Raw genomic sequence first — 25,332 nt, forward strand, 5'->3', positions numbered from 1 at the left:
CAGGGCCTCTCGGTAGCTCAGTGGTTGTTGAAGCCAAGAGCTGTTCCAGGAGGCCCTGAGCCTTTTCCAACCTCACGCTGATGCGTGGTGAAGAACGACGACGGCCTTCACGATGCTGGTGGTGCGGTCGGGACAGCAGCAGAGTTTCCGCAGTGGACGCCAGCACTTGAGCGTGGCCATGGCCTGGTCGCCGGCACAGCAGATCTTGGCGTGGGTGGTGTTGTGCCGACGCTGCCATCGCTTGAGCCGACGGCCCCGGAACGGGACGCGAACACACCGGCCGGCACCCTGATAGGACTTGTCCGCCCGGCACTTGATGTCGGCATCGCCAAGGGCCTCGACGATGCCGTGCGTCCGGGCGGCGGCGAGGTCGTGGGTGGAGCCGGGCACCGCCGCAGGCCTCACCGTCGAACTGCGGGACCACCCCGACCTCGGCCCTACGGCACCGGCGCGGCACTGACTGCGGGTCACGTCGCTCATCCGTGCTTCACCATGAGGACGCCGGAGGCACTTCTACCCGGCGGGCAGCGGCAGACGGCGCCGGAACTTCTCCCGGTACGCACCAGGTCCTCGGCAACCGCGCCCGAGGGATCCCTTGAGGAACTGACGTGTTGCTCCGCCCTGAAGCCAGTGTCACTGTCCGTGATCGGCCAGGAGGCGGCCGGAGCAACTGGCGAGATGCCGAGCAGGGAAGAGGAAACGGACCGAAGCCGCAGACGAAGGAGCTGCGTCGCCGGCTGATTCTCCCCGGATTCTCCCCAGCGCTTACAGGAGGGCAAAAGTCCTGGTCAGGGCCTTTCCGGAGGCAGGTAGACGAGATCACCCGCATCACTTCTCCCCAGCGGCTCCCCAGAGCCCGAATTGGGCGGTTCACGCAGAGGTGCAGAAACAAACCGCGTGTGCTGTGCGTGTAGGGCCGGGCGCCTGCTATAGCCAGTCTCGACGCTTGAAAACAGCGTACAAGCTCACGCAGACCACCCCCATCAAGCCGATCGCGAAGGGATATCCGAGGCCCCAACTGAGCTCAGGCATCTGCTCGAAGTTCATGCCGTAAATAGTTCCCACGAGTGTGGGTGCGAAGAGGATGGCGGCCCAGGCCGAGATCTTCTTGATCTCCTCGTTCTGTTCGAAGCCGGCCTCCGCCAGGGCTCGCATCTCCGCGTTCTGTTCCTGGGTGACCAGGGTCGCGTTGACCGTGAGGATGTCCGCCAGGGCCTGCCGGAAGCCGTCGACGCGTTCGCTGGTGTGGGTGACGTGGTCGGCGACGTCCCGGAGGTAGCGCTGGAGTTCCTCGTCCGTGCCGTACTTCGCGAAGCCGGCCATCAGGGCGTGCAGCATGCCCACCAGGGGGCGGGTGGCGCGCTGGAACTCGACCATCTCGCGCGAGAGTTCGTAGATGCGGCGGGAGACCGCCGGGTCGCCGCCGAAGACCTCCGTCTCGATCTCGTCGATGTCGTTCTGGACGCCCGCCACCACGGGTGCGTATCCGTCGACCACCGCGTCGAGGATCGCGTACAGCACCGCCTCGGGTCCCAGGGCCAGCAGGTCCGGGTTCTCCTCCATGCGGCGGCGCACGGCCGAGAGGTCCGGGGCGGCGCCGTGCCGCACCGTGATCAGGAAGTCCGGTCCCACGAAGACGTGCAGCTCGCCGAAGTCGACCTCCTCCGGGGCGTCCAGGTAGCGGGCGGCCCGCAGGACGACGAAGAGCGTGTCGCCGTACCGTTCCAGTTTGGGGCGCTGATGGGCCTCCAACGCGTCCTCGACGGCCAGCTCGTGCAGGTCGAACTCGGCTGCCAGGGAGTGGAGTTCCTCCTCTGTGGGGCGCTGGAGCCCGATCCACGCCATGCCGTCGGGGTGTTCACGCAGCTGGCGGAAGGTGTCGGCCAGGGTGATCGGGGAGGAGACCCGGCGGCCGTCGCGGTAGAGCGTCGACTGCACCACGCTCGGCTCCGCCGAGGGCGGCCGCTCGGACGAGGGCGCCGGCGACGGTTCGGCCCGGTGGCGCCAGGCCGGGCGGGGGCGGCGGTCGGGCATCGTCGTGCGCCTCCTCGGTCGGCGGCCCAGGGTGGGCCCAGAGCAGGATATATGGGGCCAATCCTTTCTGTTCGGTTCTCGGCCACTCGCCTTTGCGGACCGTATCTGTCCGCAACCCCCGATACCGTGCCGACATGGCCCTCAAGACGACCCACCCCGTGCTCGGCCCCCGTGCCCTGAACCGCGCCACCCTCGACCGGCAGCTGCTCCTGCGCCCCGCCCCGCTCGGCGTCGAGGAGGCCGTCGCCCACCTCGTCGGCCTCCAGGCCCAGAACACCAAGCCCCCGTACTACGCGCTCGCCGCCCGCCTCGACGGGTTCCGGCCCGAGGACCTGTCCGCGCTGATGGAGTCCCGGCGGGTCGCCCGGATCGTCTCGCTCCGGTCCACCGTCCACACCCACACGGCCCGCGACGCCGTCGGCCTGCGCCGACTCGTGCAGGCGGGGGCCATCGACCGGGAGCTGAAGATGTTCCGCAAGGGGCTCGACGGCGTCGACCTCGACCGGCTCACCGCCCTGGCCACCGCGTACGTCGAGGAGCGGCCCCGCACCCCCAAGGAGCTGCGGGAGCACCTGCTCCAGGAGTGGCCGGACGCCGATCCGCTCGCGCTCACGATCGCCGCCCGCTGCCTGCTCCTGATGGTCCAGGTCACCCCGCGCGGCCTGTGGCGGCGCAGCGGGCAGGTCGCGCTCACCACCGTCCGGACGTGGTTCGACGGGCCGGCGGACGAGGCCGCCGACCTCGACGAGACCGTACGGCGCTACCTCGGCGCCTTCGGCCCCGCCTCCGTCAAGGACATGCAGCTCTGGTGCGGCCTCACCCGTCTCCGCCCGGCGTTCGAACGACTGCGGGCCGAGCTCCTCGTCTTCCGGGACGAGCACGGCACCGAGCTCTTCGACCTCCCCGACGCGCCCCGCCCCGACGAGGACACCCCCGCGCCGCCCCGGTTCCTCCCCGAGTTCGACAACCTGCTGCTCTCGCACGCCGACCGCACCCGCGTCGTCCCCGCCGAGCACCGCACCCGGACCTGGACCGGCAACCAGGCGCACCGCACCTTCCTCCTCGACGGCTTCCTCGCGGGCCTCTGGCGCCTCGACGAGGCCAAGGACCGCACCACGCTCACCATCGAGCCCTTCGCGCGAGTGACGCGCGCGGAGCGGGCGGCGCTCACGGCCGAAGCGGAGCGGATCCTTCTGTTGATGACACCCCCTGGAACCCCTTACGACGTCGTTCATCCGGAGAGCTGACGGTCAGTCGCCAGGAGGAGGGGCTCCTCATTCGCGTGGGTCGAATCTCTCCGATGTGAACGCCTGTGCGTACAGGGGGATTTCGTTCCTGGCTGTCACGGTTCCGGACTGGGCGGACACGCTTCTGGACCTGGTGAGGGTGAACTGGCCCAACGTCGACGAGGACGCCTGTCGCGACATGGCCGACGCGTTGCGTGAGTTCGCCGACGACGGCCGGCTCGCCAACAACCATGTGCAGCGTCTGCCGTCCTCGGGGCACGGCGAGGCGCTGGACGCCCTCAACGCGCACTGGGGCAAGGTCAAGGACAAGCACCTCAGGGACATGGTGTCCGCGGCCCGGACGATCGCGGACGCATACGGGCTGCTCGCGCTCACCGAAGGGCTGCGGCCCGTACGGCTGTGGGGACGGGAGTGGCGATGGCCGCTGCGGACGGAACCGGCGGACCTGGCCGCAGGAGTCCGGGCGGCACTCGTCGCCGTCTACGTCCTCCACACCCACGGCCTGTTCGACGCCCGCGTCGTCCACCTGCGGGCCACCACGCTCCGGGGGATCGGCGTGACCGTCCTCGACCGGGCCTTTCCCCTGCGCCCGGGATCCCCCGAGGACAACGCGCCGCCCCTGGCCGAGGCGATGGACGAGGAGCTGTCCGCCCATGGGCAGACGCCCGCCTCCTGCGAGCTGCTGCTGTCCCCACCGGTACCGGAGCTGACCGCGCTTCCGCCGGGGAGCCTCGACTGTGCGGTCACGCTGGGCGGCACGAACGGCTTCGCCCTGACCCTGGCGGCGGGCCCGGGAGCCTCGATCGGCCGCCCGGCGGCCGCCGTCACCGCTTTCGACGCCTGGGCCGCCGGGCTCTGAGCACGACGAGCTCCACGCCGTCGGCCCGCCCGGCCCGCTCGGCCGGACGCCCTCCACGGCGGCGCACCCGCCCGGCCCGCTCGGCCGGACGCCCTCCACGGCGGCGCACCCGCCCGGCCCGCTCGGCCGGACGCCCTCCACGGCGGCGCACCCGCCCCGCTCGATCGGCGGACACCCCCTACGGCAGCGCCCCCGCCCGCCGGGCCGCCACCACCGCCTCCAGGCGGGTGTGGGCGCCCAGTTTGCGCATCGCCGAGCGCAGGTAGCCCTTCACCGTCTCCGGGCGGAGGCCCAGGCGCGCGGCCGCCGTGGCGTTCGTCGCGCCCGAGGCGACCTCCGCGAGCACGTCCGTCTCGCGCGGGGTCAGGAACACCCCAGGGGCCGTCTGCGCGGCGCCGGACGCGGATTCCAGACGGCCGCAGACAGCGAGGAGCCGGTCCCGGAGCGCCGGGTCGACGACCTTCGGCGCCAGTTCGCGCAGCTCTCCGTACGCCTGGCGGACCTCCTCCCAGGACGGGCCCGGCGCGGGCGGCGCGAGCAGCTGCCGCACCTCGTCCCGTACCGCCAGGGCCTGCTCCACGTCGCGGGCCGCGGCCATTGCCGCGTCGAAGACGCGCTCGCCGATCGGGAGGGACTCGCGCAGCGCCCCGTACAGCACACCCCGCACCTTGCGCCGCACGACCACGGGGACGGCGATCACCGCCCGCAGCCCCTCCGCCGACACGGGGACGTCGTACTCGTGGGTGATGTGCCGCGACGCCGGGTAGTCCATGACCGCGCACGGCCGCGACAGCGCCAGGCACTTCCCGCCGAGGCCCGAGCCGGCCGAGATCGCCAGCCCCCGCAGCGCGGGCGTCACCGCCCCGCTGAGCTCGGCGATCCGCACCGTGCGGCCCGCGGCCCCCTCCTGGAGCAGTCCGCCGAACACGACGGGCAGCCCGCTGGCGCGCCTCAGCCGCAGCAGGGCCGCCCGCAACTCCACCGCTTCCGTCATCTCGGGCACGGAACCACTCCTTCACCCCCGAACGGGGGTAGTGAGACCTGGGTCACCGATTACACGATGTCCGGGACAGGTCCCGCAACGAGGAGGACACATGACGCCCACGAGCGCGACCGGCGCCACGGAGAGGTTCCGGGCCGCCCGGGACTTCCTGCTGGAGCATCGCGAGGACTACGAGACGGCCTACGAGGGCTTCGTCTGGCCCCGGCCCGACCGTTTCAACTGGGCGCTCGAATGGTTCGACGTCATCGCGCGCGACAACGACAGGACCGCGCTGCACATCGTCGAGGAGGACGGCTCCGAGACGCGGGTGAGCTTCGCCGCGATGTCCGCCCGCTCGAACCGGGTCGCGAACTGGCTCCGCGCCCAGGGCGTCCGCGCCGGCGACCGGATCATCCTGATGCTCGGCAACCAGGTCGAGCTGTGGGAGACCGTGCTCGCCGCGATGAAGCTGCGCGCCGTCCTCATCCCCGCCACCCCGCTCCTCGGCCCCGCCGACCTGCGGGACCGCGTCGACCGGGGCCGCGCCCGGCACGTGATCGTGCGGGCCGAGGACACCGCCAAGTTCGACGACGTCCCCGGGGAGTACACCCGGATCGCGGTCGGCGGCGACGGCGTCGGCTGGCTCGGGTACGAGCACGCCGACCGGGAGTCGGACGTGTTCGAGCCCGACGGCGTCACGCGCGCCGACGACACCCTGATGCTGTACTTCACCTCCGGCACGACCGCCCGCCCCAAGCTGGTCGAGCACACCCACGTCTCGTACCCCGTCGGCCACCTCTCGACGATGTACTGGATCGGCCTCAAGCCCGGCGACGTGCACCTCAACATCTCCTCGCCCGGCTGGGCGAAGCACGCCTGGTCGAACCTCTTCGCGCCGTGGAACGCCGAGGCGACGGTCTTCATCCACAACTACACCCGCTTCGACCCGGCCCGCCTCATGGACGAGATGGAGCGGAACGGGGTCACCAGCTTCTGCGCCCCGCCGACCGTGTGGCGGATGCTGATCCAGAGCGACCTGAGCTGCCTGAAGACCCCGCCGCGCGAGGTCGTCGCCGCCGGCGAACCGCTGAACCCCGAGGTCATCGAGTCGGTGCGGCGCGCCTGGGGCGTGACCATCCGGGACGGCTTCGGCCAGACCGAGACGGCCGTCCAGGTGTCCAACAGTCCCGGCCAGCCGCTCAAGGAGGGGTCCATGGGGCGCCCGAGCCCCGGCTTCCGGGTCACCCTCGTCGACCCGGTGAGCGGCCGGGCCGACGTGGAGGAGGGCGAGATCTGCCTCGACCTCGCCGCCCACCCGGTGGGCCTGATGACCGGGTACCACGGCGACCCGGAGCGTACGGCGGAGGCGATGGCCGGCGGTCACTACCGCACCGGCGACATCGGCTCCCGGGACGCGGACGGCTACATCACGTACATCGGGCGGGCCGACGACGTCTTCAAGGCCTCCGACTACAAGATCAGCCCCTTCGAGCTGGAGAGCGCCCTCCTGGAGCACGAGGCCGTCGCCGAGGCGGCCGTCGTCCCCGCTCCCGACCCGCTGCGGCTCGCCGTCCCCAAGGCGTACATCGTCCTCGCGGCGGGCTGGGAGCCGGACGAGGAGACCGCGAAGGCCCTCTTCGCCCACTCGCGCGCGGTCCTCGCGCCGTACAAGCGGGTCCGGCGCATCGAGTTCGCCGACCTGCCCAAGACCGTGTCCGGCAAGATCCGGCGCGTCGAACTGCGCCGGCTGACGGCGGAGGGCGGCGGCAAGGAGTACGTGGAAGGGGACCTCGCGTGACCGCCGTGAACCTCCCGCACGAGGAAGGGGACCTCGCGTGAACCTGTCCTACACCCACGGGACCTCCACCACCGCGCTCCTCGGCGACACCATCGCCGACAACCTCGACCGGGCCGTCGCCGCCTGGCCCGGGCGGGAGGCGCTCGTCGACGTGCCCACCGGGCGGCGGTGGACGTACGCCGCGTTCGGGGCCGACGTCGACCGGCTGGCCGGGGCCCTGCTCGGCAGCGGCGTCCGCAAGGGCGACCGGGTCGGCATCTGGGCCGTGAACTGCGCCGAGTGGGTCCTCGTCCAGTACGCCACCGCCCGCGTCGGCGCCATCATGGTGAACATCAACCCGGCCTACCGCGCCCACGAGTTGGCGTACGTCCTGAAGCAGGCCGGCATCTCGCTGCTCTTCGCCTCGCTCGCCCACAAGACCAGCGACTACCGGGCCATGGTCGAGCAAGTCCACCCGGAGTGCCCGGAGTTGCGAGAGGCCGTCTACTTCGGCGACCCGAGCTGGGACGCGCTGCTCGCCCGGACGCCCGGGGAGCTGCGCCCGGATCCGCTCTCCTGCGACGAGCCGGTCAACATCCAGTACACCTCGGGGACGACGGGCTTCCCGAAGGGCGCCACGCTCTCCCACCACAACATCCTCAACAACGGTTACTTCGTCGGCGAGATGATCGCCTACAGCGAGCAGGACCGCATCTGCATCCCGGTCCCCTTCTATCACTGCTTCGGCATGGTCATGGGCAACCTCGCGGCCACCTCGCACGGCGCCTGCATGGTCATCCCGGCCGCCTCCTTCGACCCCGCCGCCACGCTCCGCGCGGTCCAGGAGGAGCGCTGCACCTCGCTGTACGGGGTGCCGACGATGTTCATCGCCGAGCTCGACCTGCCCGACTTCGCCGCGTACGACCTCTCCACCCTCCGCACCGGGATCATGGCGGGCTCGCCGTGCCCGGTGGAGGTGATGAAGCGGGTCGTCGCCGAGATGAACATGGCCGAGGTGTCGATCTGCTACGGCATGACCGAGACCTCGCCCGTCTCCACCCAGACCCGCCGCGACGACGACCTGGAGCGCCGCACCGGCACCGTCGGCCGGGTCATGCCGCACGTCGAGGTGAAGGTCGTCGACCCGGCCACCGGGCTGACCGTGGAGCGCGGTACGGCGGGGGAGCTGTGCACCCGCGGCTACAGCGTGATGCTCGGCTACTGGGACGAGCCGGAGAAGACCGCCGAGGCGATCGACGCGGGCCGCTGGATGCACACCGGGGACCTCGCGGTCATCCGGGACGACGGCTACGTGCAGATCGTCGGCCGCATCAAGGACATGATCATCCGGGGCGGGGAGAACGTGTACCCGCGCGAGATCGAGGAGTTCCTCTACGGGCACCCCAAGATCGCGGACGTCCAGGTCGTCGGCGTCCCCGACGAGCGGTACGGCGAGGAGATCCTGGCCTGCGTGATTCCCCGCGACCCCGCCGACCCGCCCACCCTGGACGAGATCACGGCCTTCTGCCGCGACCGGCTCGCCCACTACAAGATCCCGCGCAGGGTGGAGATCCTCACCGAGTTCCCGATGACCGTGAGCGGCAAGGTGCGGAAGGTGGAGCTGCGGCAGACGTACGGGCCCTGAGGACCTGCCCGCGCATCGCCGGACAGGCCCTAGCCGGAGTCCCGCACCAGCTCACGCCGCATGCAGACGCGGGGCCACACCGACAGGCCGTGGGCCGACTCGGCCCGGCTGATGGCGCGCAGCCCCTCCGTGAGCGCGGGATCGGAGTCGGCGAGCGGGCGGAAGCCGAGCCGCGTGTAGTACGGGGCGTTCCACGGCACCTCGGTGAAGGTCGTCAGGGTCAGGGCCGCCAGGCCCTGCTCCCTGGCGGCCGCCGCCAGGTGCTCGATCAGCGCCCGGCCGACGCCCCGGCGGGCGGCGTCCGGGTGCACCGACACCTGCTCGATGTGGGCGGCGCCGTCGACGGTGTCGTTGAGCAGGTAGGCCACGGGACGGTCGGCCGCGTCCACCGCCACCCAGGCCCTGCCCGCACTGCGGTACGCCTCCAGGACGTCCAGGGGCAGGGGGTCGTCGTCGGCGATCGCCGCCATGCCGAGCGTACGGAACGGCTCGCCCGCCGCCCGTTCGATGTCCTGGAGCAGCGGGAGTTCGGCCGGAGCGGCCGCTCTGATGCGCATACGACAGTATGGCGTGGCCTCAGCGGGAGGGACCGCCCGCGTCCGGAGCTCCGTCCTCCGGCGGCCGGTTCCGGTCGTCGCCCCCGGGGCCCTCGTGTTCCCGGGGCCGGTCGAGCAGCCCGCCGTCGCGCGAGAACCGTGGCAGGAACAGGGCCAGGGCCGGATCGCCGTACAGCGCCACGTACAGCTGCACGAGCCGTCCGTCCGTGACCTCCCGCCGGTGCGCCGGCAGCGGATACCGCTCCCGCAGGCCGGTGAGGAGCCGCCGTGCCGCCCTCGTCGTGTCCGGCAGCCGCAGCAGCGCCACCGCCACGGCCACCGGAACCGCCCCGGCCGCGAGCGCCCGGGCGAGGCCCCCGCCCGCCGCGCCGGTCACGAGGGGCCCCGCCACCGCGGTCACCGGCACCAGGGCCAGCAGCGTCCGGGCCGCCCACCACCGTGCGAGCGGGCGCAGCAGCCCGGCCCCGCGCAGCTCGCCGCGCAGGGCGTCGACGGCCCGCCGCGCCTCGGGGCGCAGGGAGAGGGTCCGCAGGGCCAGGGCCCGGTGCAGCGCCCCGTGCACCCCGAGCTGTACGGGGTCACGGGTGCGGCCCGGTCCGCCATTGGCGCGAATCGTATGTTTGCGGCCCGCCGCCACGGCGCCGCGCTGGTGCAGTGCCACCAGCGCCACGGTGACGGCCGCCCGCCGGCCGCCCCGCAGCAGCGCGAGGGCCTGCGGCGGGGGCGTGCCGCCCGCCGCGGTGTCCTCGCTGCGGGTTCCGCAACTCCTCAACAGCAGCACTGCGAGCAGCAGTTCGAACCAGGCCGCCCCGATGAACCACCACATCCCCGTCGGCATGACACCCACCCCCGAAGGTGTTGTGCCCGGGGGAGCGTGATCGTCACGCGTGAATGGCCGATTTCGGATGCCGAGGAGTTGTGAGGGACTCCGCGCTCAGGCGCCGCCGGCCGCGAGCGCCTCCGCCGCGTCGTTGACCGGCTGTGGGGTGCCGGTCAGGTCGAGGGCGAAGAGCGGGATGCCGACCTCGGCGGCGCGCGAGGCGGCCTCGGGGGTGTAGCCCGCGAGCGAGAAGAACACGCTCACCGTGGCGGAGGTCAGCCCGTTCAGCCAGAGGCACTCGACGGCCCGCAGCCCGGTCGGCCGGGTGCTCGGATCGACCTGGGCGACCAGGCCGGGCGCCCGCAGGTCCACGCCGGACGCGGATCGCTCCTCGGGCTGGACCACGTCCCGGAAGCCGAGCCAGCGCAGGTACCCGGCCGCCGCCGCGACCGCGTCGCGCGAGGTCCGGATGGTCACGGGACGGAAGGCCCCGCGCAGGGCAGCGGGGTGCGGGGCGGTGACGGGCGGCGGGAGGTGCGCGGGGTAGCGCTCGGCGAAGGCCCGGGGGCCGGCGGGGCCGGGGCCGGAGCTGGTGCCGGGGTCGGTACTGGGGTCGGGCGTACCCGCACCGCTCCGGGCCCTCGGGCCGGGCCCGAACCACGGGGACCCGGGCTCGACGGGCACGTCCCGCACCCCGTCGGCCCCGCTGTCGTCGGTCCCGCCGCCTGTCCCGTCCTCTGCCGTGCCGCCGGAAGGGCCTCCGTCCGCCGCGCCGCCGCGTGGGGTGGCGGTCGTACGGGCCGGGTCGGCCCCCTCCTGCCCGGTCTCCACCTGCCCGGCCTTCTCCGTTCCGGCCCTGTCCTCCGCCGGTCCAGGGGGTGGGTTCCCTCCAGGGGGCGCGGTCGGCGGCCGGTGCTCTCCGGGGCTCCGGCCCGGGGCGGGACGCCCCTCCGTTCCGGCCGCGCCGCCGAGCGCCGTTCCGGCCGCGCCGCCGTCCTCCGTTCCGGGCGGGTCCTCGGCCCGCGGGCCCGTCGCGTCCGCCGGGTCCGACGCCCCCGTCCGTACCGGTATCCGCAGGACCGTCCCGCACGGGCAGCCCAGTTCCGGGTGGGGCCATGCGTTCTCGTGGCCGCAGGCCCCGCAGCGGACGGTGACCCAGATGTCGGCCCAGTTCCGGTGCCTGATCGGCGACGCGGGTTCGTCCGCCGCGACGACCGGCGCGACCGGGCTTCCGCACGCGCACGGGTAGGCGGGTGGCGCGTACGCCTGCGTCCGCAGGCACTCCGGACAGCGCACCGGTACCGACTCGCCCACAGCCCAACCCCCTGTCGTTCCGCCCCATGGTCCCCCCATCCGGCACCCCGGGGGAGGGGGTTCGGCCACTTCCGTGATCCCGGCGGGCGGACTTCTCTTGACGGCTCTCCGCCGCCCGACCTACATTGCTTCCGTATAGCAGAACAGTATTTCCGCATTACGGAAACAGGCGGTTCGGGCCTCCCGAGACGAGCCACCCGCCTGGATCCGCCCGGCCGAAGCAGGAGCACTCCCATGCCTCGTATGACCGCCGCCGCAGCGGCCGTTGAGATCCTCAAGCGCGAAGGCGTCACCCAGGCGTTCGGCGTCCCCGGCGCGGCGATCAACCCCTTCTACCGCGAGCTCAAGAACGTCGGCGGCGTCAGCCACACGCTCGCCCGCCACGTCGAGGGCGCGTCCCACATGGCCGAGGGCTACACCCGTGCCCAGGCCGGCAACATCGGCGTCTGCATCGGTACGTCCGGCCCCGCCGGCACCGACATGATCACCGGCCTCTACTCGGCCATCGCCGACTCGATCCCGATCCTGTGCATCACCGGCCAGGCTCCGGTCTCGAAGCTCCACAAGGAGGACTTCCAGGCCGTCGACATCGCCACGATCGCCAAGCCGGTCACCAAGGCCGCGACGACCGTCCTGGAGGCCGCGCAGGTCCCGGGCGTCTTCCAGCAGGCCTTCCACCTGATGCGCTCCGGCCGTCCCGGCCCGGTCCTCATCGACCTGCCGATCGACGTCCAGCTGACCGAGATCGAGTTCGACCCGGAGACCTACGAGCCGCTGCCGGTCTACAAGCCGTCCGCGAGCCGCGCGCAGGCCGAGAAGGCGCTGAGCTTCCTCCTGGAGTCCGAGCGCCCTCTGATCGTCGCCGGCGGCGGCATCATCAACGCCGACGCCTCCGACCTGCTCGTCGAGTTCGCCGAGCTGACGAACATCCCGGTCATCTCCACCCTCATGGGCTGGGGCACCATCCCGGACGACCACGAGCTCGCCGCCGGCATGGTCGGCGTCCAGACCGCGCACCGCTACGGCAACGCGACCTTCCTGGAGTCGGACACCGTCATCGGTATCGGCAACCGCTGGGCCAACCGCCACACGGGCTACAACCTGGAGGCGTACACCAAGGGCCGGAAGTTCGTCCACGTCGACATCGAGCCCACCCAGCTCGGCAAGATCTTCGCCCCCGACTACGGCATCGCCTCCGACGCCAAGGTCGCCCTGGAGCTCTTCATCGAGATCGCGAAGGAGTGGAAGGCCGCCGGCAAGCTGCCCGACTTCTCCGCCTGGGCCGCCTCCGCGCAGGAGCGCAAGGCCACCCTCCAGCGCCGCACGCACTTCGACAACATCCCGATGAAGCCGCAGCGCGTCTACGAGGAGATGAACAAGGCCTTCGGCCCGGAGACCCGCTACGTCACCACCATCGGTCTCTCGCAGATCGCGGCCGCGCAGTTCCTGCACGTCTACAAGCCGCGCCACTGGATCAACTGCGGCCAGGCCGGCCCGCTCGGCTGGACCATCCCGGCCGCCATCGGCGCCGCCACCGCGCAGCCGGACGTCCCGGTCGTCGCGCTCTCCGGCGACTACGACTTCCAGTTCATGATCGAGGAGCTGGCGGTCGCCGCCCAGCACAAGGTCCCCTACGTCCACGTCCTCGTGAACAACGCCTACCTCGGTCTGATCCGTCAGGCGCAGGGCGGCCTCGGCATCAACTTCGAGGTCAACCTCGAGTTCGAGAACATCAACACCCCGGAGATCGGCGTCTACGGCGTCGACCACGTCAAGGTCGCCGAGGGCCTGGGCGTCAAGGCCATCCGCGTCACGGACCCGGACAAGCTGGGCGAGGCGCTGGAGGAGGCCAAGAAGCTGGCCGTCGAGCACCAGGTCCCGGTCGTCGTCGAGGCCATCCTGGAGCGCATCACCAACATCGCCATGAGCAAGACGGTCGACATGAGCGACGTCACCGAGTTCGAGGACCTGGCCACCGAGCCCGGCCACGCGCCGACCGCGATCAAGGCCCTCCAGGTCTGATCACGGAGCAGTGAGACGACCCCCGTCCCGAGGAGCACCGGGACGGGGGTCTCCCTGTGCCGCCACCAGGACCGCGCCCGCCTCCGTCCACTCGTAGAGGACCGAGCGGCCCGCCCTCCCGCGCCGGACGAGCCCGGCGTCGAGCAGCACCCTCAGGTGCCGGCCCACCGAGCCGAGCCCCTGCCCGGTGAGCGCCACCAACTGGCTCGTGGACAGCGGGGATCCGAGCCGCACGAGCACTCCGGCGCGGGCCGTCCCGAGCAGGGCCCCCAGGGCCTCCGGCACCGCCGTTCCCGCCGTGTCCGCGAGCACCCCCGAGCAGGCGTAGACGATCGCGTACCGCTCCGTCCCCTCCCACGACACCCAGCCGGTCGCCGGGGTCACCGGCACCAGCAGCAGCCGCCCCCTGTCGACCGAACGCGGCGGATAGTCACGGGTGTTGACCTGCAGCCGCCCGTCGCCCAGCCAGCGCATCCTCCCCGGGCACAGCTCGTCGAGCGCCGACGCCCAGCCGCCCCGGCTCAGCAGCGCCGTCCGCGCCACCACGTCGGCCTCCAGGACCCGTCGCCGCCGTGCCCACTCCGGCAGCACCGTCTCCCGCCAGACCCAGCCGAGCACGGCCGCGAGCCGCTCCGGAAGGTCCCGCGCCGAGCGCAGCGGCTCCGGGACCGGACCGCCGATCGCCACCGCCAACTGGTCCACGGCCTCCGCGGGCCTCGTCGCCCGCACCGCCTCGACCTCCTCCTCGAAGCTCCGCTCGCGGTCGCCCAGCGGGGTCGGGGTGAGGAAGTCGGCGTTCCACGTGGGGCCGATCGCCGCCCGGACGAGCAGGGCGTCGAGCGGCTCGGCCGCCAGCCGCTCCCGGTACGCGGGCAGGTGCCGGCCGAGCCAGGCGCGCTCGCCCGGATGCCCCGGCACCCCCGTGTGGAGCGTCTTGAGCGAGGCGACCGTCTCGGCGAGCGGCGAGAGCAGGAACCCGCTCCCCGCCAGGGTGTCCGTGCCGATCTGCCACCAGCCCATGTTTCGCCTCCCCGCGAAACATTACCGGTGGCCCGCGCGCTCTCCGAGACTCCGCTGCATGCCCCGCTACCGCACGCTCTTCCGCACGCCCGAATTCACCCCGCTCTTCGTCACCGGAGCCGCCCACACGGCCGCCCAGACCGTCGCCGGACTCGGGCTCGCCACGCTCGTCTTCCGCTCCACCGGGTCCCCGCTGCTCTCCGCCCTCGCCCTCTTCGGCCCCTCGCTGGCCCAGCTCCTCGGCGCGACCACCCTGCTGTCCGCCGCCGACCGGCTGCCGCCGCGCGCCGCGATCTCCGGCATCGCCCTCTTCTTCGCCCTCGGCACCGCCGTCCTGGCGGTCCCCGCGCTGCCGACCTGGACGGTCTTCGTGATCCTGCTCGCCGAGGGCCTCGCGGCCTCGCTGGGCGGCGGGGTGCGCCACGGCCTCCTCAACGAGATCCTCCCGCGCGAGGAGTACCTCCTCGGCCGCTCCGTGATGAACATGGCCACCGGAGCCTTCCAGATCGGCGGCTTCGCCACCGGCGGGCTGCTCGTCGCGCTGCTCTCGCCGCGCGGCACGGTCCTCGCCGGTGCGGGGCTCTACCTCGCCGCCGCCCTGGCCGCCCGCCTCGGTCTCGGGGCGCGGCCGCCCCGCGCGGCCGGGCGGCCGTCGGTCGCCGAGACCTGGCACACCAACGGCCGGCTGCTGTCCGTGCCCGCTCGCCGCCGCGCCTACCTCGCGCTCTGGGTGCCGAACGGGCTGGTCGTCGGCTGCGAGTCGCTCTTCGTGCCGTACGACCCCGAGCGCGCCGGGCTCCTCTTCGCCTGCGGCGCGCTCGGGATGCTGGCGGGGGACACCGCCGTCGGCCGCTTCGTACCGGCGCGGCTGCGGGCCCGGCTCCGCTTCCCGCTCCAGGCGCTGCTCGCGGCCCCGTTCCTGCTGTTCGCCCTCGATCCCAGGCTGCCGCTGGCGCTCGCCCTCGTGACCGTGTCCGCGGTCGGGTACGGCGCGAGCCTGCTGCACCAGGAGCGGCTGATGACCCTGGTGCCGGAGGAGCTGAGCGGTCACGCCCTCGGGCTGCACACGTCGGGGATGCTGGCGTTCCAGGGGGTGAGCGCGGGGCTGGCCGGCACCCTCGCCCAGTACAGCTCACCGCGTACGGGGATGGTGCTGCTCGCCCTCGTCTCGCTCACCGTGACGTTCCTGCTGGCCCGGGCGGAGCGCGGGGAGGAGCCCGGGGAGCCCGGCGGGGTGCAGTCGGGCGCGGCGCGACCGTCTTCTCGCGGGGACCGTCGGCGAGCGGCCTGAGCGGGGCCGCACAAAGAAGAAGAGCGCGGAACCAGGGACCGTAAACCTGGTTCCGCGCTCTCCCGCTTGTGACCGCCCGACGGCACGAGGCTGGCGCGACAGGACGTTCGCGCCGCCGGGCGGAGTCTTGGGGTGTGCCGGCTTCCGGAGCCGGCGGACGGAGTCCGACGCAGCCGTCCGAAGCCTGCGGAGTTGTGCGAGGGCGGCATCGAGAGGGGGTCGTCCGCGCCGCCGGGCGGAGTCTCGGGGATTCCCCGAAGAGGGGGCGTTGGGACCGCGGCGGTGCCGACGGGCGCCATGGTGATCCTCTTCCTTCAGGTCAGGAAGGGGGCCCGGCGTCCTTACCACCGCACTGGCTCGGAGCCGCCGCGGTCCTCACGCTTGTCCGGTCCGCCGACCACCCCTCATCCGGGCCGGCGATCCGGACCACGTACGGCACTGACCTCCCGTCAGGTGCCGTACGCAGTCTGGGTACTGCTGTGCGGTCAGTCCTCGCGCAGGGCCTCGACGGCCTCGCGGACGCGCTTGCCGTAGTCCGCGTCGGCGGCGGCGAAGTGCGCGAGGTTCTTCTCGATGACGTCCTCGCGGGACACCTGGGACAGACCGCCGGCGATGTTGGCGATCAGACGGCCCTTCTCGGCCTCGGACATCAGGCGGTAGAGCTCACCGGCCTGGAAGAAGTCGTCGTCCTTGGTGTGCGCGGGCGCCTCGTGGGTGCCGGTCCAGCCGTGGATCGCGAGCGGCGCGGAGAGCGCGGCGTCGGTCTGGGCCGGGCCCGAGTACGAGTTGGGCTCGTAGTTCTTGTCGTGGCGCGAGCCCTGGCGGGTGGCCATGGCGCCGTCCCGGCCGTAGTTGTCGGCCACGGTCGCCTTCGGGGCGTTCACCGGGAGCTGGGTGTGGTTCACACCGAGGCGGTAGCGGTGGGCGTCCGCGTAGGCGAAGAGACGGCCCTGGAGCATCTTGTCCGGCGACGGACCGATGCCCGGCACGAAGTTGTTCGGGGAGAACGCGGCCTGCTCGACCTCGGCGAAGACGTTGTCCGGGTTGCGGTCGAGGACCAGGCGGCCCACGCGCTGCAGCGGGTAGTCGCTGTGCGGCCACACCTTGGTGAGGTCGAACGGGTTGAAGCGGTACTCGGCGGCCTCGGCGGCCGGCATGACCTGGACGTACAGGGTCCACGAGGGGCTCACGCCGCGCTCGATGGCCTGCAGCAGGTCCGTCTGGTGCGAGTTCGCGTCCTTGCCGACGAGCTCGGCGGCCTGGTCGGCGGAGAGGGAGCGGATGCCCTGGTTCGTCTTGAAGTGGTACTTGACGAAGAAGGCCTCGCCCGCCTCGTTGGTCCACTGGTAGGTGTGCGAGCCGTAGCCGTTCATGTGACGGTACGAGGCCGGGATGCCGCGGTCGCCCATGAGCCAGGTGATCTGGTGGGTGGCCTCGGGGGCGTGCGCCCAGAAGTCCCAGACGTTGTCCGGCTCCTGCTTGCCCGTGAAGGGGTCGCGCTTCTGCGAGTGGATGAAGTCGGGGAACTTGATCGGGTCCTTGATGAAGAACACCGGGGTGTTGTTGCCGACGAGGTCGTAGTTGCCCTCTTCGGTGTAGAACTTCAGGGCGAAACCGCGGGGGTCGCGCACCGCGTCCGCGCCGCCGAGCGAGTCGGCCACGGTGGAGAAGCGGAGGAACGTCTCGGTCTTCTTGCCGACCTCGCCGAGGAAGTCCGCCTTGGTGTACGCGGTGACGTCGTCGGTCACCTCGAAGTAGCCGTACGCACCGGAACCGCGGGCGTGCACCACGCGCTCCGGGATCCGCTCACGGTTGAAGCGCGCGAGCTTCTCCAGCAGGTGCTGGTCCTGGAGGAGGAGAGGGCCACCGACGCCGGCGGTGGCGGAGTTCTGGTTGTCGGCGACGGGGGCGCCGGACTCGGTCGTAAGCACGCGCTTCGACATCGTGACCTTCCGTACGGGAGCTCTGCTGACGGTCCGAGGAGCGTAAATTCGGCTCGAACAGCACGTCAACAGTTTGTTGAAAATGAAGTGTGGTGTTCCGGTCGGCGGCGACGCCTGGGCGCGACAGGACAGGTTGTCAGCGCCGCCGCCGACCGGAAATCAGGGGCCCCGGTGAAGGGGCGGGTGATCAGACCTGCTGGCCGGAGAGGCGCTCGACGGCGCGCAACAGGGCCGAGTGGTCCAGGCCGCCGTCACCCTGGGCGCGCAGCGACGCGACGAGCTGGGCGACGACCGCGCCGACCGGGAGGGCCGCACCGACGTTGCGGGCGGCGACGGTGACGATGCCCATGTCCTTGTGGTGCAGGTCGATCCGGAAGCCGGGCTTGAAGTCCCGGTTCAGGAAGTTGTCCTTCTTGCGGGTCAGCACGGTCGAGCCGGCCAGACCGCCGTTGAGGACGTCCAGGGCGGCCTGGAGGTTCACGCCGGACTTCTCGAGGAAGACGACGGCCTCGGCACAGGCCTGGATATTCACCGCGACGATGAGCTGGTTGGCGGCCTTGACCGTCTGGCCGGAGCCGTGCGGGCCGCAGAGCACGATGGTCTTGCCGAGGGCCTCCAGGATCGGGAGGGCCTCGTCGAAGTCGGCCTGCTCGCCGCCGACCATGATCGAGAGCACGGCCTCGATCGCGCCGGCCTCGCCGCCGGACACCGGGGCGTCGATGACGCGGATGCCCTTCTCGGCGGCGTTCTTCGCGAGGTCGACCGAGGTCTGCGGGGTGATCGACGACATGTCGACGATCAGCGCGCCCTGCTTGGCGTTCTCGAGGATGCCCTCGGGGCCGTAGGAGATGGCCTCGACCTGCGGGGAGGCGGGCACCATCGTGATGATGACGTCGGCGTCCTTGACGGCCTCGGCGATCGACGCGGCGGCGCTGCCGCCGGCCTTCGCGAGACGCTCCAGCTTGTCCTGCTCCAGCGTGAAGCCGGTGACCGAGTATCCGGCCTTGAGGAGGTTCTCGGACATGGGGGAGCCCATGATGCCGAGGCCGATCCAAGCGATCTTGGGGAGGTTGCTCATGAGGGTGCCTCTCAAAACAAGGTGGTACGGGGAGGGAGCCTGCGTCAGCGGGCGGCGCGGGCCTCGGCCGGGAGCCATTCGAAGGACGCGGCGGCGTCGGCGGCCTTGTACTCCAGGCCGACCCAGCCGTCGTAACCGGCCTTCTTCAGCTCGTCGAGGAGCTGCTCCAGCGGCAGGTCGCCGGTGCCCGGCGCGCCGCGGCCCGGGTTGTCCGCGATCTGGACGTGGCCGGTCTTGGCCGCGTACTGGGCGATGACCTGGCTGACGTCCTCGCCGTTCATCGACAGGTGGTAGATGTCGAGGAGGAACTTGGCGTTGCCGAGGCCGGTGGCCGCGTTCACCTTGTCGATGACCTCGATGGCGGAGGGGGCGCTCACCAGCGGGTAGAGCGGCGACTCCGGCTTGTTCAGGGTCTCGACGAGGAGGATCGCGCCGACGCGGTCGGCGGCGCGGGCGGCCAGGACCAGGTTCTCCAGGGCGAGGGTGTCCTGGATCTGCGGGTCCACCCCCTCGACGCGGTTCCCGTAGAGCGCGTTGAGCGCCTTGCAGCCGACCGAGGCGGCGAAGTCGGCGGCCACCTCGATGTTGGCGCGGAAGCGGTCCGACTCTTCCCCGGGCACGGAGAGGGCTCCGCGGTCCGGGCCGGGGAGCTGCCCGGCGTAGAAGTTCAGGCCCACCAGCTGGGTGCCGGCGTCCTCAAGAGCCTTCTTGAGGGCGTCGAGCTCGCTCTGCTCGGGGGTGGCGGTGTCGATCCAGGGCCACCACAGCTCGACCGCGGTGAAGCCCGCCGCGGCGGCGGCCGCGGGGCGCTCCAGGAGCGGGAGTTCCGTGAAGAGGATCGACAGGTTCACATCGAAGCGCTGGTCCGTGTATCCCATGAGGGGCGGCGCTCCTTCCGTATTGCGGAAGTAAGTTTCTGTCTGACGGAATGTTGCAAGGCGGGCGTCGTACTTGTCAAGAGGTCCCCGCAGGTCCGGGGCTCCCGCGGGGCGGGGTGGGGCCGTAGCGTGGGGCCATGGAGCGTTTGAGAGTGGAGTTCACGACCGAGCCGTTCGACCTCGACGAGGCGCCGGCGCACGCGGTCGTGGCCCGTGAGGTCATTCAGTCGGCGGAGCTGGACGCGGTCGACGTCGGCCCCTTCGGCAACACGGCGGAGGGCGGCGCCGACGCGGTGCTGACCGCCGTCGACGCCCTGCTGCGCAAGTCGCTCGCGGCGGGCGCCACGCGCGTCTCGCTCCAGGTCAACGTCATCGGGGAGGGCGAGAAGTGAGCGAGCACCCCTTGGTCTCGGCCGTGAAGCCGCTGGTGGACGCCATGGGCGCCGAGCTGCTGGTTCCCGCGCAGGCGGAGGGTGACGACGTCGTCCTGGCCTGGGAGGGCGAGGACGTCCTCGCCGTGCGGCTGCCGCAGCTCTCGGACTCCCTGGACCACATCCTCGCGGCGATGGAGCGGCGGCACGGGATGCCGCTGGCCGAACTGGACCGCAAGGCGAAGCAGGAGGTCGTCCGGATCCTGGAGGCGCGTGGTGCCTTCTCGGTCCGCCACGGAGTGGAGACGGTGGCGGGCGCGCTCGGCGTCAGCCGTTTCACCGTGTACAACTACCTCAACCGGGAGACCGCCCTGAACAGGGAAAAGGCCACCAGGGGCGAGTAGTTGATCATGTATGGCCACAAGCCGTCGTCCGCATGTCGGGACGACGGCTTTTGTGTGGCCGAGTTTTCAACAAAGTGTTGACGTTGTGTTGCGGAGGGCGTTAGCTATCCGCAGCCCGTCCGACGCACAGCGAAAAACAGCCACGGAGGCTTCCCGTGACTTCAGGTACGACACCGGGTCTCACCCGGTTCAACACCTCCTCGGACAGCGAGGCCGTAGCCGCGCTCCACGAGGTGTGTTCCAGTTCGGCGTGGGGGAGCAAGCTTCTCGCCCAGCGCCCGTACACCACCGCCGAAGCCCTCTTCCTCGCCAGTGACGCCGCCATGGCCGAGCTGACCACCGAGGACCTGGCCGAGGCGATGGCGGGGCACCCGCCGATCGGTCGTCCGAAGGCCGGGGACCCGACCTCCTCCCGCGAACAGAGCGGGATGGCCGGCGCCTCCGCGGAGCTCAAGGCCGAGATGCTCGAGCTCAACCTGGCCTACCAGGACAAGTTCGGTCATGTCTTCCTCATCTGCGCCACCGGCAGGACCGGCGAGCAGATGCGCGACGCGGTCCGGGACCGGATCGGGAACTCGCCCGAACAGGAGCGGGAGATCGTCCGCACCGAACTGGGCAAGATCAACCGCATCCGCCTGACCCGTCTCGTCGAGACCTCCGAGGAAGAGAGCTCCGCATGAGCACCGACACCACCGCCTCGGTGTCCACCCACATCCTGGACACCAGCATCGGCCGCCCGGCCAAAGGCGTGGCCATCACGCTCGCGGCCCGCAGCGGCTCCGACGCGGAATGGGTCACGCTCGGCGGCTCCGCCACCGACGCGGACGGGCGCTGCAAGGACCTGCCGGCGCTGCCGGAAGAAACCACCCACGTACGTCTCGACTTCGAGACCGAGACGTACTTCGCAAAGAAGCAAGCCGAGGCGCAGCAGGACGCCCCCCGCGTAAGGGACAGCGGTGCGTTCTTCCCGGAGGTGGCGATCACGTTCGCCGTCAAGCCGGGCGAGCACTACCACGTACCGCTGCTGCTCAACCCGTTCGGCTACTCCGTTTACCGAGGGAGCTAGCAGACATGCCCACGATTCTCGGCCAGAACCAGTACGGCAAAGCAGAGAACCGCGTCGTCAAGATCACGCGGGATGGCGCCACCCACCACATCAAGGACCTGAACGTCTCCGTCGCCCTCTCCGGCGACCTCGACGACGTCCACCTCACCGGCTCGAACGCCCACTGCCTCCCCACCGACACGACGAAGAACACCGTCTTCGCGTTCGCCAAGGAGTACGGCATCGAGTCCGCCGAGCAGTTCGGCATCCACCTCGCCCGCCACTTCGTGACGAGCCAGGAGCCGATCCACCGGGCCCGCATCCAGATCGAGGAGTACTCCTGGGAGCGCATCGCCTCCTCGGACGCCAACTCCAAGTTCATCGGTTCGGACGAGGTCAACCACTCCTTCGCCCGCAAGGGCCAGGAGACCCGCGTCACCCAGATCACCTACGACGGCGAGAAGTGGGAGGTCATCTCCGGCCTCAAGGACCTCGTCGTCATGAACTCCACCAACTCGGAGTTCTGGGGCTACATCAAGGACAAGTACACCACCCTCCAGGAGGCGTACGACCGCATCCTGGCCACCCAGGTGTCCGGTCGCTGGCGGTTCAACTGGACCGACGACGACCAGCGCATGCCCAACTGGGAGCGGTCCTACGAGCAGACCAGGAAGCACATGCTCGAGGCCTTCTCGGAGACGTACTCGTACTCCCTGCAGCAGACGCTGTACCAGATGGCCACGCGCATCATCAACCACCGCTCGGAGATCGACGAAGTCCGCTTCTCGCTCCCGAACAAGCACCACTTCCTGGTGGACCTCGAGCCCTTCGGCCTGAAGAACGACAACGAGGTCTACTACGCCGCCGACCGCATGTACGGCCTCATCGAGGCCACCGTCCTCCGCGACGGAGCCACGGCGCAGATCCCGGTCGACATGACCAACCTCTAAGCGGCATCTGAGTGACCGGCCCCCGCCCGCCCGCAGTCGGGCGGGGGCCGCACCAGACCGGAGGGAATCTCATGGCACAGCCTGCAAAGGGGCCGGCAACCGCCGAAGGCCCGTGTTCCACCCCTCCGTCCACCCCCGGCCCGGCTCCGGCCGAGTGTCACCCGGTGGACGAGAAGCTCCCCGCCTCGCGGCTCGTCCCCGCGGCACTCCAGCACATCGCCGCGATGTACGCCGGCGTCGTCACCCCTCCGCTCATCATCGGCCAGGCCGTCGGCCTGGACGCCGCCGGCATGACCCGGCTCATCGCGGCAAGCCTGCTCATCGCCGGCTGCGCGACCATCCTGCAGACCCTCGGCCTCGGACGCTTCGCCGGAAACCGGCTCCCGTTCGTGAACGCCGCCTCGTCCGCCGGCATCGCCCCGATGCTCGCCATCGCCGAGACCAGCGCCCCCGGGCACCAGCTCCCCGCCATCTACGGCGCGGTGATGGTCGCCGGAGTCTTCTGCCTCGCCGTCGGACCCTTCTTCGGCAGGCTCCTGCGCTTCTTCCCGCCGCTCGTCACCGGCGTCGTGATCACCCTCATCGGTGTCACCCTGATGCCCGTGCCCGTCGGCTGGGCCCAGGGCGGCGACAAGACGGCCGCCGACTTCGGCGCCATGAAGTACCTGGCACTCGCCGGCTTCACCCTCGTCGTCATCCTGCTCTTCCAGCGCTTCGGCAAGGGCTTCGTCAAGCAGATCGCCCTGCTCCTCGGCCTGCTCATCGGCACCCTCGCGGCCGTCCCCTTCGGGATGGCGGACTTCAGCGCCCTGCGCGAGGCGCCCGTCGCGGCCCTGCCCGCCCCCTTCGCCTTCGGCGCCCCCGAGTTCCAGCCCGCCGCGATCCTCTCCCTGTGCATCGTGATGCTGGTCCTCATGACCGAGTCCAGCGCCGGCATGCTCGCCCTCGGCGAGATCTGCGACCGCCGCAGCGACGGGAAGACCATCACCCGGGGCCTGCGCACCGACGGCATCGCCACCCTGCTCGGCCCCGTCTTCGGCGGCTTCCCGACCTCCGCGTTCGCGCAGAACGTCGGCGTCGTCTCGCTGACCCGGGTCCGCTCCCGGTACGTGGTCGCCGTCGCCGGCGGAGCCCTGCTCGTCCTCGGAGCCTTCCCCGTCCTCGGCGCGGTCGTCTCGATGGTCCCGATGCCCGTCCTCGGCGGCGCCGGCATCGTCCTCTTCGGCTCGATCGCGGTCAGCGGCATCCGTACCCTCTCCGAGGCCGGACTCGACGACAGCTCGAACATCATCCTGGTGGCCGTCGCGCTCGGAGCGGGCATCATCCCGCTCGCCGCTCCCACCTTCTACGCCGGTTTCCCCGCCTGGGCCCAGACCGTGCTCGGCTCCGGCATCAGCGCCGGCGCGCTCGTCGCGGTCCTGCTCAATCTGTTCTTCCACCATCTCGGCACCCGGAGCCGTCACGCGGCTCCGGCACTCAAATCCTCCTAGGGTCCTGCCGTGCCCACACCATCCCCGAGGAATGAAGGAAGCACCGCCATGGCAGCACCTTCGGCAGCCCAGCGCATCGTCATCGAGAACGCGGCGATCGCGACGGTCGACGCGAACGACACCGAGTACGCCTCCGGCTACCTGGTCGTCGCCGACAACAAGATCGAGTCCATCGGCGCCGGCAAGGCGCCCGAGGGCCTGGAGAACGTGGTCCGCCGGATCGACGCCACCGGTCACCTGGTGACGCCCGGCCTGATCAACACCCACCACCACTTCTACCAGTGGATCACCCGGGGCCTCGCCACCGACCACAACCTCTTCAACTGGCTGGTCGCGCTCTACCCGACGTGGTCGCGCATCGACGAGTCGATGGTCCGCGCCGCCGCGCAGGGCTCCCTGGCGATGATGGCCCGTGGCGGTGTCACCACCGCGATGGACCACCACTACGTCTACCCGCAGGGCTCCGGCGACCTCTCCGGCGCCATCATCGGCGCCGCCTCCGACATGGGCGTCCGCTTCACCCTGGCCCGCGGCTCCATGGACCGCAGCGAGAAGGACGGCGGCCTGCCGCCGGACTTCGCCGTCGAGACCACCGAGGGCGCGCTCGCCGCGACCGAGGAGACCGTCCGGAAGTACCACGACGCCTCCTTCGACGCCATGACCCAGGTCGCCGTCGCCCCCTGCTCGCCCTTCTCCATCTCCACCGAGCTGCTCCGCGAGGGCGCCGCGCTCGGCCGCCGTCTCGGCGTGCGCATGCACACCCACGGCTCCGAGACCGTGGAGGAGGAGAAGTTCTGCCACGAGCTCTTCGGCATGGGCCCGACGGACTACTTCGAGTCCACCGGCTTCCTCGGCGAGGACGTGTGGATGGCGCACTGCGTCCACATGAACGACTCCGACATCGAGGCCTTCGCCCGCACCAAGACCGGTGTGGCCCACTGCCCCTCCTCCAACGCGCGCCTCGCCGCCGGCATCGCCCGCGTACCGGACATGCTCAAGGCGGGCGTCCCCGTCGGCCTCGGCGTCGACGGCACCGCCTCCAACGAGTCCGGCGAGCTCCACACGGAGCTGCGCAACGCGCTCCTCATCAACCGGCTCGGCGCCCACCGCGAGGCCGCGCTCAACGCCCGCCAGGCCCTGCGCCTCGGCACCTACGGCGGCGCCCAGGTCCTCGGCCGCGCCGACAACATCGGCTCCCTCGAGGTCGGCAAGCTCGCCGACTTCGTCCTCTGGAAGATCGACGGCCTCGGCCACTCCTCGATCGCCGACCCGGTCTCCGCCATCGTCTTCGGTGCGGCGGCCCCGGTCACCGCCTCCTTCGTCAACGGCAAGCAGATCGTGGAGAACAACCGACTCCTGTTCGCCGACGAGGAGCAGATCGCGCGTGACGCGCGCGCGGAGGCCCAGCGCCTGGCCCGGATCACGGCCCAGAGCTGACCCTCCCCATGGAGTCCGACCGAGGGGGACGGCCCTCGGTCGGTCGCCCCGGCCCCCCGGGGGGGGCGCGGCCCCCCCCCCCGGGGGGGGGGGGGGCCCCCACCCCCCCCCCCCCCCCCCCGACGGGGAACACACACACCCACACCCCCCCCCACACGTGGAAAACAA

22 protein-coding genes and 1 pseudogene are annotated in these 25,332 nt (G+C 71.5%); 13 read left to right on the plus strand and 10 right to left on the minus strand.

Going from position 1 to position 25,332, the window contains the following annotated elements; translation table 11 throughout:
- Window positions 1–72: 72 nt before the first annotated feature.
- Window positions 73–480, minus strand: a complete 408-nt coding sequence (locus ACFV2S_RS23505) for a transposase family protein (RefSeq protein WP_385562396.1) — start codon at window positions 478–480, stop codon at window positions 73–75.
- 447 nt (window positions 481–927) lie between these two features.
- Window positions 928–2,034: a magnesium and cobalt transport protein CorA gene (locus ACFV2S_RS23510; RefSeq protein ID WP_385562399.1), complete on the minus strand. Its 1,107-nt coding sequence runs from the start codon at window positions 2,032–2,034 to the stop codon at window positions 928–930.
- Between the two features lie 134 nt (window positions 2,035–2,168).
- On the opposite strand from ACFV2S_RS23510, the gene ACFV2S_RS23515 reads away from it, so the two are divergent.
- Both ACFV2S_RS23515 and ACFV2S_RS23520 read left to right on the plus strand, forming a co-directional pair.
- A complete protein-coding gene (locus ACFV2S_RS23515) occupies window positions 2,169–3,281 on the plus strand; it encodes a winged helix DNA-binding domain-containing protein (RefSeq protein ID WP_385562402.1) in 1,113 nt (370 codons plus the stop codon).
- Between the two features lie 88 nt (window positions 3,282–3,369).
- Window positions 3,370–3,651: pseudogene (locus ACFV2S_RS23520) on the plus strand (hypothetical protein); the annotation flags it as partial.
- Window positions 3,652–4,318: 667 nt separating this feature from the next.
- Here ACFV2S_RS23520 and ACFV2S_RS23525 read toward each other — a convergent pair.
- The gene (locus ACFV2S_RS23525; RefSeq protein ID WP_385562405.1) at window positions 4,319–5,143 is read right to left on the minus strand and encodes a response regulator transcription factor; all 825 of its coding nucleotides are present in this window, start codon (window positions 5,141–5,143) and stop codon (window positions 4,319–4,321) included.
- 91 nt (window positions 5,144–5,234) lie between these two features.
- On the opposite strand from ACFV2S_RS23525, the gene ACFV2S_RS23530 reads away from it, so the two are divergent.
- Window positions 5,235–6,920 carry an AMP-binding protein gene (locus ACFV2S_RS23530; protein WP_385562408.1) on the plus strand — a complete coding sequence of 562 codons (1,686 nt, stop codon included), beginning with the start codon at window positions 5,235–5,237 and terminating at the stop codon, window positions 6,918–6,920.
- A 37-nt stretch (window positions 6,921–6,957) separates the two neighbouring features.
- Window positions 6,958–8,544 (plus strand): AMP-binding protein, encoded by a 1,587-nt coding sequence (locus tag ACFV2S_RS23535; RefSeq protein WP_385562411.1) that lies wholly within the window; start codon window positions 6,958–6,960, stop codon window positions 8,542–8,544.
- A gap of 29 nt (window positions 8,545–8,573) precedes the next feature.
- Here the strand turns inward: ACFV2S_RS23535 and ACFV2S_RS23540 are convergent, their stop codons facing one another.
- From ACFV2S_RS23540 to ACFV2S_RS23550, 3 genes are all read right to left on the minus strand, one after another.
- On the minus strand, window positions 8,574–9,101 hold the full coding sequence (locus tag ACFV2S_RS23540) for a GNAT family N-acetyltransferase (protein ID WP_383791355.1): 528 nt from the start codon (window positions 9,099–9,101) through the stop codon (window positions 8,574–8,576).
- A gap of 19 nt (window positions 9,102–9,120) precedes the next feature.
- Window positions 9,121–9,939, minus strand: a complete 819-nt coding sequence (locus ACFV2S_RS23545; RefSeq protein WP_385562414.1) for a TIGR04222 domain-containing membrane protein — start codon at window positions 9,937–9,939, stop codon at window positions 9,121–9,123.
- 96 nt (window positions 9,940–10,035) lie between these two features.
- Window positions 10,036–10,752, minus strand: a complete 717-nt coding sequence (locus tag ACFV2S_RS23550; RefSeq protein ID WP_385562417.1) for a hypothetical protein — start codon at window positions 10,750–10,752, stop codon at window positions 10,036–10,038.
- 717 nt (window positions 10,753–11,469) lie between these two features.
- Here ACFV2S_RS23550 and gcl point away from each other — a divergent pair.
- Window positions 11,470–13,257 (plus strand): glyoxylate carboligase, encoded by a 1,788-nt coding sequence (gene gcl / locus ACFV2S_RS23555; RefSeq protein ID WP_383791350.1) that lies wholly within the window; start codon window positions 11,470–11,472, stop codon window positions 13,255–13,257.
- On the opposite strand, the gene ACFV2S_RS23560 is transcribed toward gcl, so the two are convergent.
- Window positions 13,258–14,277, minus strand: a complete 1,020-nt coding sequence (locus ACFV2S_RS23560) for an ArsR/SmtB family transcription factor (protein WP_385562421.1) — start codon at window positions 14,275–14,277, stop codon at window positions 13,258–13,260.
- Between the two features lie 58 nt (window positions 14,278–14,335).
- Between ACFV2S_RS23560 and ACFV2S_RS23565 the strand changes: the two genes are divergently transcribed.
- Window positions 14,336–15,568: an MFS transporter gene (locus tag ACFV2S_RS23565; RefSeq protein WP_385562424.1), complete on the plus strand. Its 1,233-nt coding sequence runs from the start codon at window positions 14,336–14,338 to the stop codon at window positions 15,566–15,568.
- A 485-nt stretch (window positions 15,569–16,053) separates the two neighbouring features.
- Here ACFV2S_RS23565 and ACFV2S_RS23570 read toward each other — a convergent pair whose 3' ends face one another.
- The 3 genes from ACFV2S_RS23570 to ACFV2S_RS23580 all read right to left on the minus strand — a co-directional run bounded on the left by ACFV2S_RS23570 (window position 16,054) and on the right by ACFV2S_RS23580 (window position 19,467).
- On the minus strand, window positions 16,054–17,511 hold the full coding sequence (locus tag ACFV2S_RS23570; RefSeq protein WP_385562426.1) for a catalase: 1,458 nt from the start codon (window positions 17,509–17,511) through the stop codon (window positions 16,054–16,056).
- A gap of 187 nt (window positions 17,512–17,698) precedes the next feature.
- Window positions 17,699–18,589, minus strand: a complete 891-nt coding sequence (locus ACFV2S_RS23575) for a 2-hydroxy-3-oxopropionate reductase (protein ID WP_385562429.1) — start codon at window positions 18,587–18,589, stop codon at window positions 17,699–17,701.
- 44 nt (window positions 18,590–18,633) lie between these two features.
- Window positions 18,634–19,467, minus strand: coding sequence for a TIM barrel protein (locus ACFV2S_RS23580; RefSeq protein WP_383791338.1), 834 nt, complete (start codon window positions 19,465–19,467; stop codon window positions 18,634–18,636).
- A 137-nt stretch (window positions 19,468–19,604) separates the two neighbouring features.
- Between ACFV2S_RS23580 and ACFV2S_RS23585 the strand changes: the two genes are divergently transcribed.
- The 7 genes from ACFV2S_RS23585 to ACFV2S_RS23615 all read left to right on the plus strand — a co-directional run bounded on the left by ACFV2S_RS23585 (window position 19,605) and on the right by ACFV2S_RS23615 (window position 25,164).
- Window positions 19,605–19,859: a hypothetical protein gene (locus tag ACFV2S_RS23585; RefSeq protein WP_078908558.1), complete on the plus strand. Its 255-nt coding sequence runs from the start codon at window positions 19,605–19,607 to the stop codon at window positions 19,857–19,859.
- A gap of 44 nt (window positions 19,860–19,903) precedes the next feature.
- Window positions 19,904–20,242: a helix-turn-helix domain-containing protein gene (locus ACFV2S_RS23590; RefSeq protein ID WP_385562667.1), complete on the plus strand. Its 339-nt coding sequence runs from the start codon at window positions 19,904–19,906 to the stop codon at window positions 20,240–20,242.
- Between the two features lie 155 nt (window positions 20,243–20,397).
- Window positions 20,398–20,922 (plus strand): 2-oxo-4-hydroxy-4-carboxy-5-ureidoimidazoline decarboxylase, encoded by a 525-nt coding sequence (gene uraD, locus ACFV2S_RS23595; protein WP_385562433.1) that lies wholly within the window; start codon window positions 20,398–20,400, stop codon window positions 20,920–20,922.
- On the plus strand, window positions 20,919–21,308 hold the full coding sequence (gene uraH / locus ACFV2S_RS23600) for a hydroxyisourate hydrolase (RefSeq protein WP_385562436.1): 390 nt from the start codon (window positions 20,919–20,921) through the stop codon (window positions 21,306–21,308). The genes uraD and uraH overlap by 4 nt, the downstream gene beginning before the upstream one ends.
- Window positions 21,309–21,313: 5 nt before the next feature.
- On the plus strand, window positions 21,314–22,237 hold the full coding sequence (gene pucL, locus ACFV2S_RS23605; protein ID WP_329852057.1) for a factor-independent urate hydroxylase: 924 nt from the start codon (window positions 21,314–21,316) through the stop codon (window positions 22,235–22,237).
- A gap of 71 nt (window positions 22,238–22,308) precedes the next feature.
- A complete protein-coding gene (locus tag ACFV2S_RS23610; RefSeq protein WP_385562440.1) occupies window positions 22,309–23,727 on the plus strand; it encodes a nucleobase:cation symporter-2 family protein in 1,419 nt (472 codons plus the stop codon).
- Between the two features lie 48 nt (window positions 23,728–23,775).
- Window positions 23,776–25,164, plus strand: a complete 1,389-nt coding sequence (locus ACFV2S_RS23615; protein ID WP_385562443.1) for an 8-oxoguanine deaminase — start codon at window positions 23,776–23,778, stop codon at window positions 25,162–25,164.
- The last annotated feature ends 168 nt before the right edge of the window (window positions 25,165–25,332 follow it).

This window comes from Streptomyces sp. NPDC059695 (assembly GCF_042733785.1).
GTDB lineage: Bacteria > Actinomycetota > Actinomycetes > Streptomycetales > Streptomycetaceae > Streptomyces.